Consider the following 15437-nt stretch of genomic DNA (forward strand, 5'->3'; position numbering starts at 1 on the left):
GACGACGATGGTGTGGATCGCGATCGGTGTCACCGCGGTCGGCTGCTACGCCGCGAAGCTGCTCGGACTGCTCGTCCCCGCCGGGGTCCTGGAGCGCCCCCTGGTGCGCCGGCTGGCCGCCCTGGTGCCCGTCGCGCTGCTCGCCGCGCTCACCGCCCAGCAGACCTTCGCGGACGGGCGCGCGCTGGTCCTCGACGCCCGGGCCGCCGGGCTGGCCGCCGCGGCCGTCGCCCTGCTCCTGCGGGCGCCGTTCCTGGTGGTCGTGGGGGCGGCCGTGGTGGTGACGGCCGCCGTGCGGGCGGTGGCCGGTTGAGTCCCGGCCCGGCCGCCGCCCGACCGGCTCATCCGATGGGCCGGCCGTACGCGCGCAGGGTGCGCAGGGCGTCCAGGGTGACGATCGGGCGCCACTCCAGTGCGGTGCCGGGCGCCCACAGCCGCCACTGGATCGGCCAGCCCCCGTCGCCCTGCTGCTGCGCCGCGAGGGCGTCCAGGGACCGGTTCATCTCCGTGTCGGTGAACCACCGGCGGGCGAGCGAGCGGGGGGTGCGCGCGAAGTGGTGCGGGTAGTGGTGCTCGGCGGGGGCGTAGCCGGGGGCCACCGGGAAGTCGTCCAGCCGCTCGGGGTCGAGGACCGCGAGCCGTTGCTCCCGCACCAGCCGCCCCAACCGGTCCGCGGCGGCCTCCGCCCGCGAACGGTCGGGCACCGCGTCGAGGAACACCAGCGCGGCCTCGATCTCGTAGGGGTGCGACTTCTCCAGCGACTCCACCACCTGCCAGCAGAAGTCCGTCGCCCGGAACAGCCAGGCGTGCCAGACGTCGTTGCGGTGCAGCAGCCCCACCACCGGGCCGGTCGCCAGCAGGTCCCCGGGCGGGTCGTCCACGACGGGGACGAACGGGGCCGAGGGGTAGGCCCGCTGCGAGGGCAGCACCGAGGGCAGGGCGCCCTCCGCCGTCGACGCGGACGTCAACTGCCGGCACAGCCGTTCCACCCGCTGCCCCCCGCACCGCCCGATCGCGTCCAGCACCCGCAGCGCGTGCGCGGCGTGCAGCGGCTGGCTCACGGGGCCCCGGAGGTCCGGTTCCAGGCCGTGGCCGTAGCCGTCGTCGGCGGTGCGGTACGCGTCCAGCGCGGCCTCCACCGCATCGGCGCAGGCCACGCCCAGGAACTCGTACGCGAACCTGCGCTGCTCCAGCACCCGCGCGGTGAGCCACAGGAACTCCGCCGCGCGGGCGAGGGGGGTGTGCGCCGGCCCGGGGTGCGCGGCCCCGGGCGAGGGGGTGGCGCCGCGGGTCGCGGCGGACTGCGGGGGAGGGGGGAAAGCTCCGGAATCGGCCATGCCACGACCGTAGAGGCCGATCATGGCGCGGGGAGCGGTACCGGCCCGGCTGCACTCTCAGGGGCGGGATACTGGGGGCATGCGGTTGACGGTTTTCTGGCAGCGGATGGCGGACCACTTCGGACCCGGGTACGCCGACACCTACGCCCGCGACCACGTGATGGCGGAGCTGGGCGGGCGCACGGTGCACCAGGCGCTGGACGACGGCTGGGAGGCCAAGGACGTGTGGCGGGCGGTCTGCGAGGCGGCGGGCGTGCCGGCGCACCTGCGCTGAGGCCCGGCGGGGTCGGAACCCGGGCGACGTGCGTCAAACTGGCACCGTGGCAGCCATAGAAGACACGGACGACAGCGCGAACCCGGCGCGCCCGGGAGCCAGCACCTCGAAGAGCGACGGCACCGACGGCGGGGGCGGGGCCGCGGGGCCGTCGTCACCCGCCCCCGGAGCCCGGTCGCCGTCGCCCGCCGCCGACGTGGGCGCGGCGCTCCGGGGCGCCCGGATGCCCCGCTGGCTGCCCAGGGCCATCGCCCTGGCGCTTGCCCTGTACGCCTGCTTCCAACTCGGCAGCTGGGCGTTCCACCAGCTCACCGGGTTGCTCATCAACGTCCTGATCGCCTTCTTCCTCGCCCTGGCCATCGAGCCGGCGGTGAGCTGGATGGCTTCGCGGGGGGTGCGCAGGGGCGTCGCCACGGCCACCGTGTTCCTCGGCCTGGTGGTGGTGACGGCGGGCTTCGTCACCATGATGGGATCGATGCTCGCCAATCAGATCGCCAGCATCACCGAGGACCTCCCCGAGTACGTCGACTCCGTCATCAACTGGATCAACACGACGTTCGGCACCGAGCTGAACCGTCTCAAGGTGCAGGACAGCGTCGTCCACTCGGACTGGCTCCAGAAGTACCTCCAGAACAGTGCGACCGGGGTGCTCGACGTCTCCGCGCAGGTGCTCGGCGGACTGTTCGAACTGCTGACCGTGCTGCTGTTCTCGTTCTACTTCGCCGCCGACGGCCCGCGGCTGCGGTGCGCGCTGTGCTCCGTGCTGCCGCCCGCCCGGCAGGCCGAGGTGCTGCGCGCCTGGGAGATCGCCGTGGACAAGACGGGCGGCTACCTCTACTCGCGCGGTCTGATGGCGCTGGTCTCCGGCATCGCGCACTACGTGCTGTTCCAGGTGCTCGGCGTGCCCTACGCGCCCGCGCTGGCGGTGTGGGTGGGCCTCGTCTCGCAGTTCATCCCGACCATCGGCACCTACCTCGCGGGGGCGCTGCCGATGCTGATCGCCTTCACCGTCAACCCCTGGTACTCGCTGTGGGTGCTGGTCTTCGTGGTGGTGTACCAGCAGTTCGAGAACTACCTGCTCCAGCCGAAGCTGACCGCGCGCACCGTCGACATCCACCCGGCCGTCGCCTTCGGCTCGGTGATCGCGGGCACGGCGCTGCTCGGTGCGGTGGGCGCGCTGATCGCCATTCCCGCCGTCGCCACCCTCCAGGCGTTCCTGGGGGCGTACGTGCGCCGGTACGACGTGACCGACGACCCCCGGGTCCAGGGGCGCCGCCGGCCGGTGCCGGCCGGCGGGATCGCCCGGGCCCGGGCGATGTTCGGCGGGGCGGCCCGCACCACGTCCGAGGCGGACGGGACCCCCGGCTGACCCGACCCGGTCCGGCCCGTGCGCGGCACGCTTGACATGAAAATCGAACATCTATTCTGATGAGAGGGGTCCGCGTCGACGTGGCCGCTGAGGAACCGGTGGACCACCGGGTCTTCCGGGGTCCGTGAGGGTGATGCCGGTGAGCGTGTCACCGGAGTCGTCCACAGGCCGGACCGGCGTCGGGACGCGTTGTCAGTGGCAGGCGTTAGCGTCTTTGACGTGAAGCGATCGACTCAAGCACACCGGGTGGAACCCATGGCAGGAAACGACCGCGAGAAGGCGCTCGACGCCGCACTCGCGCAGATCGAACGACAATTCGGCAAGGGCGCGGTGATGCGCCTGGGCGAGCGGCCGAACGAGCCCATCGAGGTCATCCCGACCGGGTCGACCGCGCTCGACGTCGCCCTCGGGGTCGGCGGTCTGCCGCGGGGCCGCGTGGTCGAGGTCTACGGCCCGGAGTCCTCCGGCAAGACCACCCTGACCCTGCACGCCGTGGCCAACGCCCAGCGGGCGGGCGGTCAGGTGGCCTTCGTGGACGCGGAGCACGCCCTCGACCCCGAGTACGCCAAGAAGCTCGGCGTCGACATCGACAACCTCATCCTCTCCCAGCCCGACAACGGTGAGCAGGCCCTGGAGATCACGGACATGCTGGTCCGCTCCGGAGCCATCGACCTCATCGTGATCGACTCCGTCGCCGCGCTCGTCCCGCGGGCGGAGATCGAGGGCGAGATGGGCGACTCCCACGTGGGCCTCCAGGCCCGACTGATGAGCCAGGCCCTGCGGAAGATCACCAGCGCGCTCAACCAGTCCAAGACCACGGCCATCTTCATCAACCAGCTCCGCGAGAAGATCGGCGTGATGTTCGGCTCCCCGGAGACCACCACCGGTGGCCGCGCGCTGAAGTTCTACGCCTCGGTCCGCATCGACATCCGGCGCATCGAGACCCTCAAGGACGGCACCGAGGCGGTCGGCAACCGCACCCGCTGCAAGGTCGTGAAGAACAAGGTCGCCCCGCCGTTCAAGCAGGCCGAGTTCGACATCCTCTACGGCCAGGGCATCAGCCGCGAGGGCGGACTGATCGACATGGGCGTGGAACACGGCTTCGTCCGCAAGGCCGGCGCCTGGTACACCTACGAGGGCGACCAGCTCGGCCAGGGCAAGGAGAACGCCCGCAACTTCCTCAAGGACAACCCGGACCTCGCCAACGAGATCGAGCGGAAGATCAAGGAGAAGCTGGGGGTCGGGGTCAAGCCCGAGGCGCCGGCGGGTGAGACGGACACCGGGGCCACGGCGGAGGAGGCCAAGGCGGTCCCCGCACCCGCGGCGAAGACCACCAAGGCCAAGACCGCGGCGGCCAAGGCGTAGCCCGTGACACGGCGCACCGACTGGTCGGAGCGCCCCGGGGCCCCGCGGGAGCCCCGGGGGGCCGTCGACCCGTCCCCCGGCCACGCAACAGCGCCGGACGGTCACGGGGGGCGGGACCTCCACGACCCGGCGGCGGAGGAACCCGGCCGCGGCGTCCGGCGCCGCGGGCGCCCGCGCGGGCGCCACGACAGCGGCTTCCCCTCTCCGTCGAGGGCCGGTCAGGGGGAGCCGCCCAGGGATCCCGCCGAGCGGGCGCGCGCGATCTGCCTGCGCCTGCTCACCGGAGCCCCGCGCACCCGCCGGCAACTCGCGGATGCCCTGCGCCAGCAGGACGTCCCGGAGGAGGTGGCGCAGGAGGTCCTGACCCGCTTCGAAGAAGTGGGCCTGGTGAACGACGGGGCGTTCGCGGACGCCTGGGTGGAGTCCCGGCACCACGCCCGTGGCCTCGCCCGTCGTGCCCTCGCCCGGGAACTGCGCACCAAGGGCGTCGACCCGGCCGTGATCGACGGTGCCGTCGCCCAGCTCGATCCCGCCCAGGAGGAGGCCACCGCCCGTGCCCTGGTGGCCCGCAAGCTGCCCGGCACCCGCGGACTCCCCCACGACAAGCGGCTGCGCCGTCTCGCCGGCATGCTCGCCCGCAAGGGCTACGCCGAGGGCCTCGCCCTGCGCGTGGTCAGGGAGGCGCTGCGCGCGGACGCCGACGACGGCCGGGAAGCGGAGGAGTGGGAGCCCGGCCACGGGGCGTACGAGCTCCCCGAGCCGTAGTCGACGAAGGGGGCCGCACGTCGGACAGGCGGCCGGACCGGGGTGCCCCGGCATCGGGACACCCCGGGGAGCACGACGGACGGGGCTCAGCCGGGGGCGGTCGGTGCCTTCGGCGGGCTCCCCGGCGGCCCTCCCCTCGGAACGGTGACCGGCAGCCCGGCCGCGCGCCACGCCTGGAAGCCGCCCACCAGGTCGGTGGCCCGGTGCAGCCCGAGTCGGTGCAGCGATGCGGCGGCCAGGCTGGACGCGTACCCCTCGTTGCAGATCACCACCACCCGCAGGTCGTGGTGGCGGGCTTCGGCGGCACGATGGCTACCCAGCGGATCGAGTCGCCACTCCAGCTCGTTGCGCTCGATCACCAGGGCCCCGGGGATCAGCCCGTCACGGTCCCGCAGCGCGGCGTAGCGGATGTCGACCAGGAGTGCGTCACCGGCGCGCGCGGCGGCACGGGCCTCGCCGGGGGCGAGCCGGTCCAGCCTGGCGCGGACCCGCTCCAGGTGGACGTCGATGGACACCGCGCCGGAACCGGTTCCGGCGGCGTCCGCGGGGTCGCTCACCGCCAGTCCTCCGGACGCTCGACGTGCTCCAGCCGCAGGAGGGGTCCGGAACGGCTGAAGCGGCGGATGTGCGGCAGCGGCGGGTAGTAGGCGTGCACCGAGACGGCGTGCGCGGTCGCCGAGTCGTTCAGCACCTCGTGCACGTGGTGACGGCCGAACGCGCGGCCCCGCCCCGCGGTCAACCGGCGGGTGCGGTCGAGCCCTTCGTCGAGTTCGAGGCTCCGCCACCCTTCGGTGGGGAGCCGGGCGTTCAGGGAGTGCTCCCGCAGTGCACCGCGCGCGGTGAAGAAGGCGCCGACCGAACCGGCGTGGTCGTGCCAGCCGGTGCCCGTTCCGGGCGGCCAGCCGATCAGCCACGCCTCGCTGCCGCCCGGGCCGTCGAGGCGGACCCAGGTGCGGTCGTCGGGATCGAGGGGCAGGGAAGCGATCAGCTCGCCGTCCGCGGCGGTGCGGCCGACGAAGTCGAGGAGTTCCGCCGGGCCGGGCGCCCGGGTCGACGGGGCGGAGGGGGAAGGGGAAGCGAGGGATGCGGAAGGGGGCACGGTGCCGTCCTGGAGTTCGCGGGAACGCGCACGACCGCGGGGACCGGGCCACGCCGGCGCACGAGAGGCGCACGCGGACGACCGGACCGAACGGCGGTGTGCGGAAGGGGAAGGGCGAAGTCAGCAGGACCAGCGACACACGCAGCCCGCGTAGCGGACCAGGTCCATGTGGACCCTCCGCCACAGGCGCACATCGGTGTCGGTCACGTGCCGGAGTAGACCACGACGTCGGAACCCGGTCAACAGGGCCCCGCCCGCCCGCGTCCGGTCCCGGTCAGTCGGTGGACGCGTCCGATGACGCGTGCGCACCGCCGAGAACGGTGTCGGCCGCGGCCCGGAGCTCCGCCGCCTGCACCCCGTCGAACGCCGCCACCAGGAAGCCGTCCGGCCGGATCAACAGCACGGAGTGGGCCGGCGCGTCCCGGTAGGACTCCGCGACCAGGAGTTCGGCACGGCAGGGGAGCGCGGAGACGGCCGCCGCGAGCCGGGGCATGAGACCGGCGCTCGCCCAGTGCCGCCGCTCCCACACCCCGGTGCCCGGCGCGATGAGCAGCACGATCAGCTGCTCCCGCCCCAGCCGCTCCCGCAGGTGGACGAAGGTGCCGTCCTCGGCGGTCACCCGGACGTCGGCCACCGGCTCGCCCGGTGCGGTGCCCACCGGCACCGCGGACGGAAAGGGTGCCGGGGTGAGCGGCGAGCGGGCGTGCGCCCCCAGCGCCCCCAGCATGCCGCGCCCCAGGTGGCCGTCCGTGAGCAGGGCGTCCCGCCCCCGGGCGGACCCCGGAACGTAGGACCGCAGCCCGCCGCCCCCGCGCAGCAGCGGAAGGGCCTGGTCGGCGGCGCGCAGCCGGGCGGCGACGGCGGCCCGGCGCTCCGTCTGGTAGCTGTCCAGGAGCGCCTCGGCGGGACCGTGGTGCCAGGCGTGGGAGAGCTTCCAGGCGAGGTTCTCCGCGTCCCGCAACCCTTCGCCCAGGCCCTGGGTGCCGAGGGCGCCCAGGAGGTGGGCGGCGTCACCCGCGAGGAACGCCCGCCCGACCCGCCATCTGCGGGCCAGCCGGTGGTGGACGGTGTGGACCCCGGTGTCGACGAGTTCGTACGCGGGTGCGCTGCCCCCGTTCCAACCGGTCAGGGTCTCGTGCACCAGGGCCACCAGGGCGTCCGGGGTGACCAACTCGTTCTGCGGGGGCAGCAACCAGTCCAGCCGCCACATCCCGTCCGGCAACGGCCGCCCGGTCACCTCGTCGCCGGCCAGTCGCCACGGCGGCATCCGGTGCAGCAAGGCTTCGCCCGGGTGGGGGAGTTCGGTGCGCAGGGCTGCGACGGCGTGCCGTTCGACGGCGGTGCGGCCCGGGAATCGGACGTCCAGGAGCTTGCGCACCGTCGACCGGGGCCCGTCGCAACCGACCAGGTAACTGCCGCGCCACCAGGTGCCCTTGGCCCCCCGGGTGCGGACGCTCACCCCGTCCTTCTCCTGCTCGATCGCGTCCACCCGGCTGTCCACCGCGACCTTGACCAGGCTCTGCCCCTCGATCCCGCTCCGCAACGCCGCGGTCAGCACGTGCTGGGCGAGGTGGAGCGGGGACGGGGTGTCGGCGTCGAAGGCGGTCCGCTGCCCGGACTGCTTGCGCCGCAAGGTCCGCCAACCGGTCCAGCGGGTGCCGGTGTCCGGCCCGGCGAGCGCGCCACCGGTCAGCCGGTCCACCAGTTCCGCCGTGTCCCCGTGCAGGACCACGGTGCGCGCGTGCCGCGGCTCGTCCTTGCCGGGGCCCTCGTCCAACAGGACGGTGGGCACTCCGTAGCGCGCGAGGGCGAGGGCCAGCGTCAGCCCCACGGGCCCCGCGCCGACGATGATCACCGGGTCCACGGTGTGGTGCCCCCTGCCCGGAGAGGAGTCCGCGACGGCTGGTCAGGTGTACGGAACGCACGGCAGCGGAGCACGGGAGCGGGGTGAGCGATCACAGAACGTATGCAACCCACTGCCCGTGCTCGCGTCAAGTGACAGAGACGATGACCTCACCGCCCGTGCCTCCATGGGTCAACCCCACAGGTCACCCGGGGTCCGCTGCCACGGTACGCGACCGGGCCGGTCGGGCACAGACCGCCTCCGGCGGCCGGCACCCCCGTGGCCGGCCGCCGGAGCCCGACCGCCGGTCAGGGCCGGTCGGTCTTGCCCACCACGGTGCCGGCGCCCGTGTCGGCAGCGCCCGCGGGTGCCGGCACCACCGGTTGCCCGGGGTCCGCCGGCCCGGTCTTGCTCCGGCTGCCGCGCTTCTCGACCCAACTGGCCAGTGAGGACAGGGCGAGGCAGAGGGCGATGTAGATGGCGCCGACGACGATGACCACCGCGGTGATCGGGTTCTCGTCGTTGACGATGATGTTGTTGGCCATCTCCCGTGCTTTGTAGAGCAGTTCGGGATACATGATCACGTATCCCAGGGAGGTGTCCTTGAGGGTCACCACCAACTGGCTGATGATCGAGGGCAGCATCGCCCGGATCGCCTGCGGCAGTTGGACCAGCACCATCACCTGCGACTTGCGCAGGCCCAGCGCGTAGGCGGCCTCGACCTGCCCGCGCGGCACGGCGTTGATGCCCGCTCGCAGTACCTCGGCCTGGACCGAACCGTTGTAGACCGTGAGCCCCACGACCAGGGCCCAGAAGGCGGAGTTCTCCCCGATGACACCCAGGTCGGTGCGGTAGGACAGCACCAGCACCCACAGGGCGTAGATGGTGATGAGCAGCGGCACCGCGCGGAACAGCTCGATGAATCCGGCGGCGAGGGCCCGGACGACCTTGTGGTCGGACAGCCGTGCGACCGCGAGCAGCAGCCCCAGTGCCAGCGAGAGCACGCCCGCGATGGCGAACACCTTGAGGGTGCTGAGGACTCCGTCCCGGATGTTGGCGCGGACCCCCGCGTTGTTGAAGATGTTCCAGACCTCGGGCTCCAGCTGGCCCTTGGCGTGCAGGCGGTAGACGGCGAACACCACCAGGCCCACGATCGCGCCCGCGCCGATCACGCTGAGCAGACGGTTGCGCACCCGCGCCTTGGGACCGGGCGCGTCGTACAGGACGCTCGAACTCATCGTGCGACCCCCATGCGTCGCTCCAGCAGCTTGAACGCGCCGCTGATGGTGAAGGTGATGATCAGGTAGCCGAGGGCCACCCAGAGGAAGATCAAGGCGATGGCGATGCCCTTGTCGCTGAGGAGCTTCTGCACGCCGAACAACTCGGCGGTGCTGAAGGCGCCCGCGATGGCGGAGTTCTTCGTCAACGCGATGAAGATGGAGCTGAGCGGCGGCAGCACGGTCCGGGTGGCCTGCGGCAGCACGATGAGCCGCAAGGTCTGGAAGAACGTCATGCCCAGGGAACGCGCCGCCTCGGCCTGCCCCATGGGCACCGTGTTGATGCCCGAGCGGACCGCCTCGCAGACGAAGGCCGAGGTGTAGCAGCCGAGGGCGAGCAGCGCCTTGGTCCACGGGCTCAGCCCCGGCATGAAGATGGCGGGGACCACGAACCAGGCGATGAGGAAGAGCAGGGTCAGGGGGGTGTTGCGGAACAGGGTCACCCACGCCGTGCCGAACAGGCGCAGCGGAGGAATGGGGGAGACGCGGAATCCGGCGACGATGAGCCCCAACACCATCGCGAGCAGCCCGCTGGCCAGGGTCAGCAGGATGGTGCCGATGAACCCCTCGCGGAACTCCGGGAGATGGTCGAGAAGTACGTTCACGGGGATGTCCTCGTGGGCGGCGGGCGGGCAGGGAAGGCCACCGGCGGGCGTCGTCGTGGCGGGCCCGGGGCGGTCGCGGTGCTGCCGGTGTTCCGTCGTGCGGCGGTGCGGAGGGCCCCCGCACGACGGTCAGCGAGCGACGTCAGGAGCGGTCGAGCGCCGGCGGCTCGGCGTAGGCGGAGCCGGACAGGCCCAGCGTCGCCTCGTACACCTTCTTGTAGTCGCCGTTCTTCTGGTGCGCTTCCAGGGCGTCGGTCACGGCCTTCTGGAGGCCCGCGTCGCCCTTGGCCATGCCGATGCCGTAGGGCTCCTCGGTGAACGGCTTCCCGATCACCTTCAGCTTGCCCGGGCGCTGGGCCGCGTAGCCCTTGAGGATGGCGTCGTCCGTGGTGACCGCGTCGACCTCGTTGTTGATGAGCTGCTGGACGCACTCGGAGTACTTCGACAGTTCCACCGTCTCGGCGCCGTACTTGGGCTTCTTGATCTCCTGGAGCGGGGTGGAGCCCTTGATGGAGCAGACCTTCTTGCCCTTGAGGCCCTCGGGCCCGCTGATGCCGGACTCGTCCTTGCGGACCAGCAGGTCGGCGCCGGCGAGGAAGTACGGACCGGCGAAGCCGACCTGCTTCTTGCGCTCGTCGTTGATCGTGTACGTACCGACGTACAGGTCGACCTCGCCCTTGGAGATGGCGGTCTCGCGGACGTTGGAGTCCACGGTCTTGAACTCCAGGTCGCCGACGGCGAACCCCAGGTCGGCGGCGACCATCTTGGCGATCTCGATGTCGAAGCCGGACCGCTTGCCGTCGGTGTCCTCGAAGCCGAGGTACGGCTGGTCGCTCTTGGCGCCGATGACCAGCTTGCCCTTCTTCTGCGCCGCCTTGAGCACGGGCGAGTCGACGGAGACGTCCTCGGCCACCGCGTAGGTGGGCAGCTTGGGGGCGTCCTTGTCGGCGTTGCCCTTGCCGGGCGAGTCACCGGCGTTGCCGGATTCGCCGCCGCAGGCGGTGGCGGTCAGGGCGAGGACGGCGACGGCCGCCACGGCGGCGGACTGGCGGAGCTTCATGGGAGGTCCTTCGGTCGGCGGGATCGGTGGGTCGGCGGAGCGCCGGTGCGGGCGGGCGTCCGCCCCCGGTCGACGGTGGTGCGTGCGGGCACGGGCTCCGGCCCCGCGGTACGGGGTGCGTCCCGGAGCCGGGCGCGCGGTCAGTGGTGCAGGATCTTCGACAGGAAGTCCTTGGCGCGGTCGCTGCGCGGGTTGTTGAAGAACTGTTCCGGTGCCGCCTCTTCGACGATGCGCCCGTCGGCCATGAAGACGACCCGGTTGGCCGCGGAGCGGGCGAAGCCCATCTCGTGGGTGACGACGACCATGGTCATGCCCTCGCGGGCGAGTTGCTGCATGACGTCCAGGACCTCGTTGATCATCTCCGGGTCGAGGGCCGAGGTGGGCTCGTCGAAGAGCATCACCTTGGGGTCCATCGCCAGGGCCCGTGCGATCGCCACCCGTTGCTGCTGGCCGCCCGACAGCTGGGCCGGGTACTTGTCGGCCTGGGTACCGACGCCGACCCGGTCGAGGAGCTTGCGCGCCTTGGCCTCGGCGGCCGGGCGATCGGTCTTGCGGACCTTCGTCTGCCCCAGCACCACGTTCTCAAGCACGGTCTTGTGGGCGAAGAGGTTGAACGACTGGAACACCATGCCCACGTCGGCGCGGAGCCGGGCCAACTCCCGCCCCTCCTGGGGGAGCGGGCGCCCGTCGATGGTGATGGCGCCCGAGTCGATCGTCTCCAACCGGTTGATCGTCCGGCACAGGGTGGACTTGCCCGAGCCGGACGGACCGATCACGACGACGACCTCGCCCCGGGCAATGGTCAGGTCGACGTCCTGGAGCACGTGCAGCGCACCGAAGTGCTTGTTGACGTTCTTCAGGACGACCAGGTCCTCGGCCGCCGGCGCGGCGTTCCGGTTCACCGAATCTTCAGTCATCGGCCATGGCTCCGTCCTCCTCGGTTGTTGAGGACAGTAATGACGCCCCGGTGTCATCGTCATCACATCTGAGGGGAACTTGAGCATAACAATCCGATAGCAGAGCATCACTGCGCGTGAGGAGGTGAATCGGGGCGCGTACCGGGTACGTAACGGTAGGCTCCCTCCGCCGAGACCCCCTTGACGTGGTCCTTTCCGATCCGCGTGGATGCTGGAGGGAAACGACCGCGCCCCGCGCCCAGCGATCCGGGCGACGCACGCCCCGGACGGCACCCGTCGGTCGGGACGGCACCGGCGCCGGGGGTACGGGCCGGCCGAACGCGGGGGGCGACGGGGCAAATGCCGCAAGCGGCAAGGGAATCGAAGGCGGACCGGAGGGAGCCGGCATGAGACTCCTCCTCGTGGAGGACGACGACCACGTCGCAGCCGCACTGTCGGCCGTCCTGGCGCGCCACGGCATCGGCGTGGTGCACGCGCGCAGCGGCGAGGAGGCGTTGCGCGCCCTGCTCCCCGCCACCTCCCCCGACACGCCGCCGTTCGCCGTCGTCCTGCTCGACCTGGGGCTGCCCGACCAGGACGGCTACGAGGTCTGCGGCAAGATCCGCAAGCGCACCAGCATTCCGGTGATCATGGTCACCGCCCGCTCCGACGTCCGCTCCCGGATACACGGCCTCAACCTGGGCGCCGACGACTACGTGGTGAAGCCGTACGACACCGGTGAACTCCTCGCCCGCATCCACGCCGTCAGCCGGCGCACGGTCTCCGAGGAGGAGGCGTCCACCGGCACCGAGGAGCTCGCCTTCGGGCCGGTGCGCATCGAGCTGCCCAACCGGCGGGTCAGCGTCGACGGGGCCGTCGTCCAACTCACCCGCAAGGAGTTCGACCTGCTGGCCCTGCTCGCGCAGCGCCCCGGGGTGGTGTTCCGCCGGGAACAGATCATCAGCGAGGTGTGGCGCACCAGTTGGGAGGGCACCGGGCGCACCCTGGAGGTGCACGTGGCGTCCCTGCGGTCCAAGTTGCGCCTGCCCGCCCTCATCGAGACCGTACGGGGCGTGGGCTACCGGCTCGTCGCCCCCACCCCGTAGAGGTCGCGGGTGCGCGCACGTCTCCTTCCGCTGCTCATCGTCCTGATGGCCGGCGTCCTGCTCGCCCTCGGGTTCCCGCTGGGGGCGAGCGTCGCCGCCCAGCAGCAGCAGACGGTGGTCATCGACCGCATCGACGACACCGCCCGGTTCGCGTCCCTCGCCCAGTTCGTCACGGCGCGCGGCCCCGGCTCGCGGGTGGCGACCACCGACGAACGCCTGGAGACCCTGCGCCAGGAACTCCAGCGGTACCACGCGGTGTACGGCATCCGGGCGGGGGTCTTCTACCGCGATGGTCGGATGATGGCCACTGCCCCCGATGACTGGCCCCTACCCGAACGGGGCGATGTGCGCGACACGTTCGCCCAGGCCCTGTTCTCCCGACCGGGCCACGACCCGGACCAGGTGTGGCCCTGGCAGGACGGTCGGCTGGTGGTGGCGTCACCGGTGATCAGGGACGGTGACGTGGTCGCCGTCGTCGTCACCGACTCGCCGACCGGGCAGATGCGCGCCAAGACGCTGCGCGGATGGCTGTGGATCGCGCTGGGGGAGTCCGCCGCGATGCTGGTGGCGGTCGGGGCGGCACTCCGACTGACCGGGTGGGTGCTGCGACCCGTACGGGTGCTGGACGCCACCACCCACGACATCGCCACCGGACGGCTCAAGTCCCGGGTCGCCCCCTCGGGCGGCCCGCCGGAGCTGCGCCGGCTGGCCCGCTCCTTCAACGAGATGGCCGATCACGTGGAGGACGTCCTCGAACAGCAGCGCGCGTTCGTCGCGGACGCCTCCCACCAACTGCGCAATCCGCTCGCCGCGCTGCTGCTGCGCATCGAACTCCTCGCACTGGAACTCCCGGAGGGCAACGCCGAGATCGCCTCGGTGCGTACCGAGGGCAAGCGGCTGGCCCGGGTCCTCGACGACCTGCTGGACCTGGCCCTGGCCGAGCACGCCGAGGCCGAACTGCGGCTCGTGGACGTGGGGGAGCTCACCGCGGACCGGGCCGCCGCCTGGCGACCGCTCGCCGAGGACAAGGGGGTGCGGCTGCACCAGCGGACGCCCCCCGTGACGGCCTGGGTCGACCCGGTGGCCCTGTCCAGCGCCCTGGACGCGGTCATCGACAACGCCCTGAAGTTCTCGCCGGACGGGTCCGAGGTCTCGGTCGCGGTCGACGCGACCGGCACCCGCTCGCGGATCGTCGTCACGGACGCCGGCCCCGGACTCACCGACGAGGAACTGGGACGGGTGGGGGACCGGTTCTGGCGCTCGCCCCGGCACCAGAACGTGCAGGGTTCGGGCCTCGGCCTCTCCATCTCCCGCGCCCTGCTGGCCCCGGGCGGCGGCACGATCGACTACGCCCGCCGGGAACCGCACGGACTGCGGGTGACGGTCAGTGTGCCGCGGAGCCGGGACGCCGGCTGATCCGGGTGCGCCCGCTCAGGGCTTGACCGACCGGTAGTAGCGCCGGGCGCCCCCGTGCAGTTCCAGGGGGGCGGTGTAGATCGCGGTGCGCAGGTCGACCAGTTGGACGGCGTGGACGTTCCGGCCGATGTGGTCGCGGCTGTCGATCACCGTGCGGGTGAGCCGTTCGGTGAGTTCCGTTCCCGCGCGGTCCGTGGTGACCAGCAGGTTCGCCACCGCCAGGGTGGCCACCTCGGCCCCCTGCTGGGCCGAGGGGTAGGCGTCGGCCGGGATCACCGAACTCCGGTAGTAGCGGGAGGCGCCGCCCTGCTCGTGCAGCGCGTCCACCAGGCCGCCGAGTTCCACGAACCGGATGTCGTGCTCCTCCGACAGCCTGAGCACGGAGGCGGTCGGCAGCCCGCCGGACCAGAAGAACGCGTCGATCCGGTCCGCCTTCAGGGCGCTGGCCATGGTGTCGATGCCGATGGAGACCGGCTGGACGTCGTGCTCCGGGTCGAGGCCGCCGGCGCTCAGCACCCGCTCCGCGATCAGCCGCACGCCGGATCCGAGTTGGCCGACCGCCACCCTCTTGCCCCGCAACTGCTCGACCGCGTGCACCGGGGAGGTGCGCGGGACGACCAGTTGCACGTAGTCGTCGTACAGCCGGGCCAGACCGCGCAGCCGGTCGGCGCCCGGCCGCCGGTGGAGGCGGTAGGCCTCCACCGCGTCGGCCGCGGCGATGGTGAAGTCCGCGGTGCCGGCCGCGACCCGCTCGACGTTCTGCTGGGACCCCTCGCTCGGCTTGAGCCGCACCTCCAGATCGGGCATGTCCTCCTTGAGCGCGGTCCTCAGCAGCATGCCGTACCGCTCGTAGACCCCGGACCGCACGCCCGTGCTCACCGTGATCTCACCGCTCGGCGGCCCCTCGTCCAGCGGGAGCAGCCACCACAGCAGCAGCCCGAGCACGGCGAGGGCGGCCGTGCCGCCCCGGAGGGCACGGCGGCGGCCGATGCGGGACAGGACGGGGACCATGCGCGCGATCCTGC

The 15437-nt window shown here is 72.4% G+C and carries 17 protein-coding genes; 7 read left to right on the forward strand and 10 right to left on the reverse strand.

Annotated elements, in window-relative coordinates:
* Positions 1 to 7 precede the first annotated feature (7 nt).
* A complete protein-coding gene (locus tag ACSMX9_RS23310; protein WP_351243734.1) occupies positions 8 to 313 on the forward strand; it encodes an AzlD domain-containing protein in 306 nt (101 codons plus the stop codon).
* Positions 314 to 341: 28 nt separating this feature from the next.
* On the opposite strand, the gene ACSMX9_RS23315 is transcribed toward ACSMX9_RS23310, so the two are convergent.
* Positions 342 to 1337 carry a hypothetical protein gene (locus tag ACSMX9_RS23315; protein WP_445396653.1) on the reverse strand — a complete coding sequence of 332 codons (996 nt, stop codon included), beginning with the start codon at positions 1335 to 1337 and terminating at the stop codon, positions 342 to 344.
* A gap of 79 nt (positions 1338 to 1416) precedes the next feature.
* Here ACSMX9_RS23315 and ACSMX9_RS23320 point away from each other — a divergent pair, with 79 nt between their 5' ends.
* From ACSMX9_RS23320 to recX, 4 genes are all read left to right on the forward strand, one after another.
* On the forward strand, positions 1417 to 1611 hold the full coding sequence (locus ACSMX9_RS23320) for a DUF3046 domain-containing protein (protein WP_351243581.1): 195 nt from the start codon (positions 1417 to 1419) through the stop codon (positions 1609 to 1611).
* 196 nt (positions 1612 to 1807) lie between these two features.
* Entirely contained in the window at positions 1808 to 2980 is a 1173-nt protein-coding gene (locus ACSMX9_RS23325) for an AI-2E family transporter (protein WP_445403072.1), read from the forward strand.
* A 255-nt stretch (positions 2981 to 3235) separates the two neighbouring features.
* Complete coding sequence (gene recA, locus ACSMX9_RS23330) at positions 3236 to 4345, forward strand: recombinase RecA (protein WP_351243583.1); 1110 nt, start codon at positions 3236 to 3238, stop codon at positions 4343 to 4345.
* A gap of 3 nt (positions 4346 to 4348) precedes the next feature.
* Positions 4349 to 5110, forward strand: a complete 762-nt coding sequence (gene recX / locus ACSMX9_RS23335) for a recombination regulator RecX (RefSeq protein WP_445396655.1) — start codon at positions 4349 to 4351, stop codon at positions 5108 to 5110.
* Between the two features lie 86 nt (positions 5111 to 5196).
* Here recX and ACSMX9_RS23340 read toward each other — a convergent pair whose 3' ends face one another.
* The 8 genes from ACSMX9_RS23340 to ACSMX9_RS23375 all read right to left on the reverse strand — a co-directional run bounded on the left by ACSMX9_RS23340 (position 5197) and on the right by ACSMX9_RS23375 (position 11911).
* Positions 5197 to 5667, reverse strand: coding sequence for a rhodanese-like domain-containing protein (locus tag ACSMX9_RS23340; protein WP_445396657.1), 471 nt, complete (start codon positions 5665 to 5667; stop codon positions 5197 to 5199).
* Positions 5664 to 6209 (reverse strand): cysteine dioxygenase, encoded by a 546-nt coding sequence (locus tag ACSMX9_RS23345; protein WP_445396659.1) that lies wholly within the window; start codon positions 6207 to 6209, stop codon positions 5664 to 5666. The genes ACSMX9_RS23340 and ACSMX9_RS23345 overlap by 4 nt, the downstream gene beginning before the upstream one ends.
* A gap of 120 nt (positions 6210 to 6329) precedes the next feature.
* Entirely contained in the window at positions 6330 to 6518 is a 189-nt protein-coding gene (locus ACSMX9_RS23350) for a putative leader peptide (RefSeq protein WP_445396661.1), read from the reverse strand.
* Positions 6484 to 8073: an FAD-dependent monooxygenase gene (locus tag ACSMX9_RS23355; protein WP_445396663.1), complete on the reverse strand. Its 1590-nt coding sequence runs from the start codon at positions 8071 to 8073 to the stop codon at positions 6484 to 6486. The genes ACSMX9_RS23350 and ACSMX9_RS23355 overlap by 35 nt, the downstream gene beginning before the upstream one ends.
* Before the next feature lie 287 nt (positions 8074 to 8360).
* Positions 8361 to 9290 (reverse strand): amino acid ABC transporter permease, encoded by a 930-nt coding sequence (locus ACSMX9_RS23360; RefSeq protein WP_445396665.1) that lies wholly within the window; start codon positions 9288 to 9290, stop codon positions 8361 to 8363.
* Positions 9287 to 9934 carry an amino acid ABC transporter permease gene (locus ACSMX9_RS23365; protein ID WP_445396667.1) on the reverse strand — a complete coding sequence of 216 codons (648 nt, stop codon included), beginning with the start codon at positions 9932 to 9934 and terminating at the stop codon, positions 9287 to 9289. Before ACSMX9_RS23365 ends, ACSMX9_RS23360 begins: the two co-directional genes overlap by 4 nt.
* Before the next feature lie 142 nt (positions 9935 to 10076).
* On the reverse strand, positions 10077 to 10994 hold the full coding sequence (locus ACSMX9_RS23370) for a glutamate ABC transporter substrate-binding protein (RefSeq protein WP_445396669.1): 918 nt from the start codon (positions 10992 to 10994) through the stop codon (positions 10077 to 10079).
* Positions 10995 to 11134: 140 nt separating this feature from the next.
* The gene (locus ACSMX9_RS23375) at positions 11135 to 11911 is read right to left on the reverse strand and encodes an amino acid ABC transporter ATP-binding protein (RefSeq protein ID WP_351243597.1); all 777 of its coding nucleotides are present in this window, start codon (positions 11909 to 11911) and stop codon (positions 11135 to 11137) included.
* Between the two features lie 386 nt (positions 11912 to 12297).
* Here ACSMX9_RS23375 and ACSMX9_RS23380 point away from each other — a divergent pair, with 386 nt between their 5' ends.
* Positions 12298 to 12996, forward strand: a complete 699-nt coding sequence (locus tag ACSMX9_RS23380) for a response regulator transcription factor (protein WP_351243599.1) — start codon at positions 12298 to 12300, stop codon at positions 12994 to 12996.
* Positions 12997 to 13005: 9 nt separating this feature from the next.
* The gene (locus ACSMX9_RS23385) at positions 13006 to 14412 is read left to right on the forward strand and encodes an ATP-binding protein (RefSeq protein ID WP_445396671.1); all 1407 of its coding nucleotides are present in this window, start codon (positions 13006 to 13008) and stop codon (positions 14410 to 14412) included.
* 15 nt (positions 14413 to 14427) lie between these two features.
* Here ACSMX9_RS23385 and ACSMX9_RS23390 read toward each other — a convergent pair whose 3' ends face one another.
* Entirely contained in the window at positions 14428 to 15423 is a 996-nt protein-coding gene (locus ACSMX9_RS23390; protein WP_445396673.1) for a TAXI family TRAP transporter solute-binding subunit, read from the reverse strand.
* Positions 15424 to 15437: the final 14 nt, after the last annotated feature.

The sequence above is a fragment of the Streptomyces sp. LE64 genome (genome assembly GCF_052606915.1).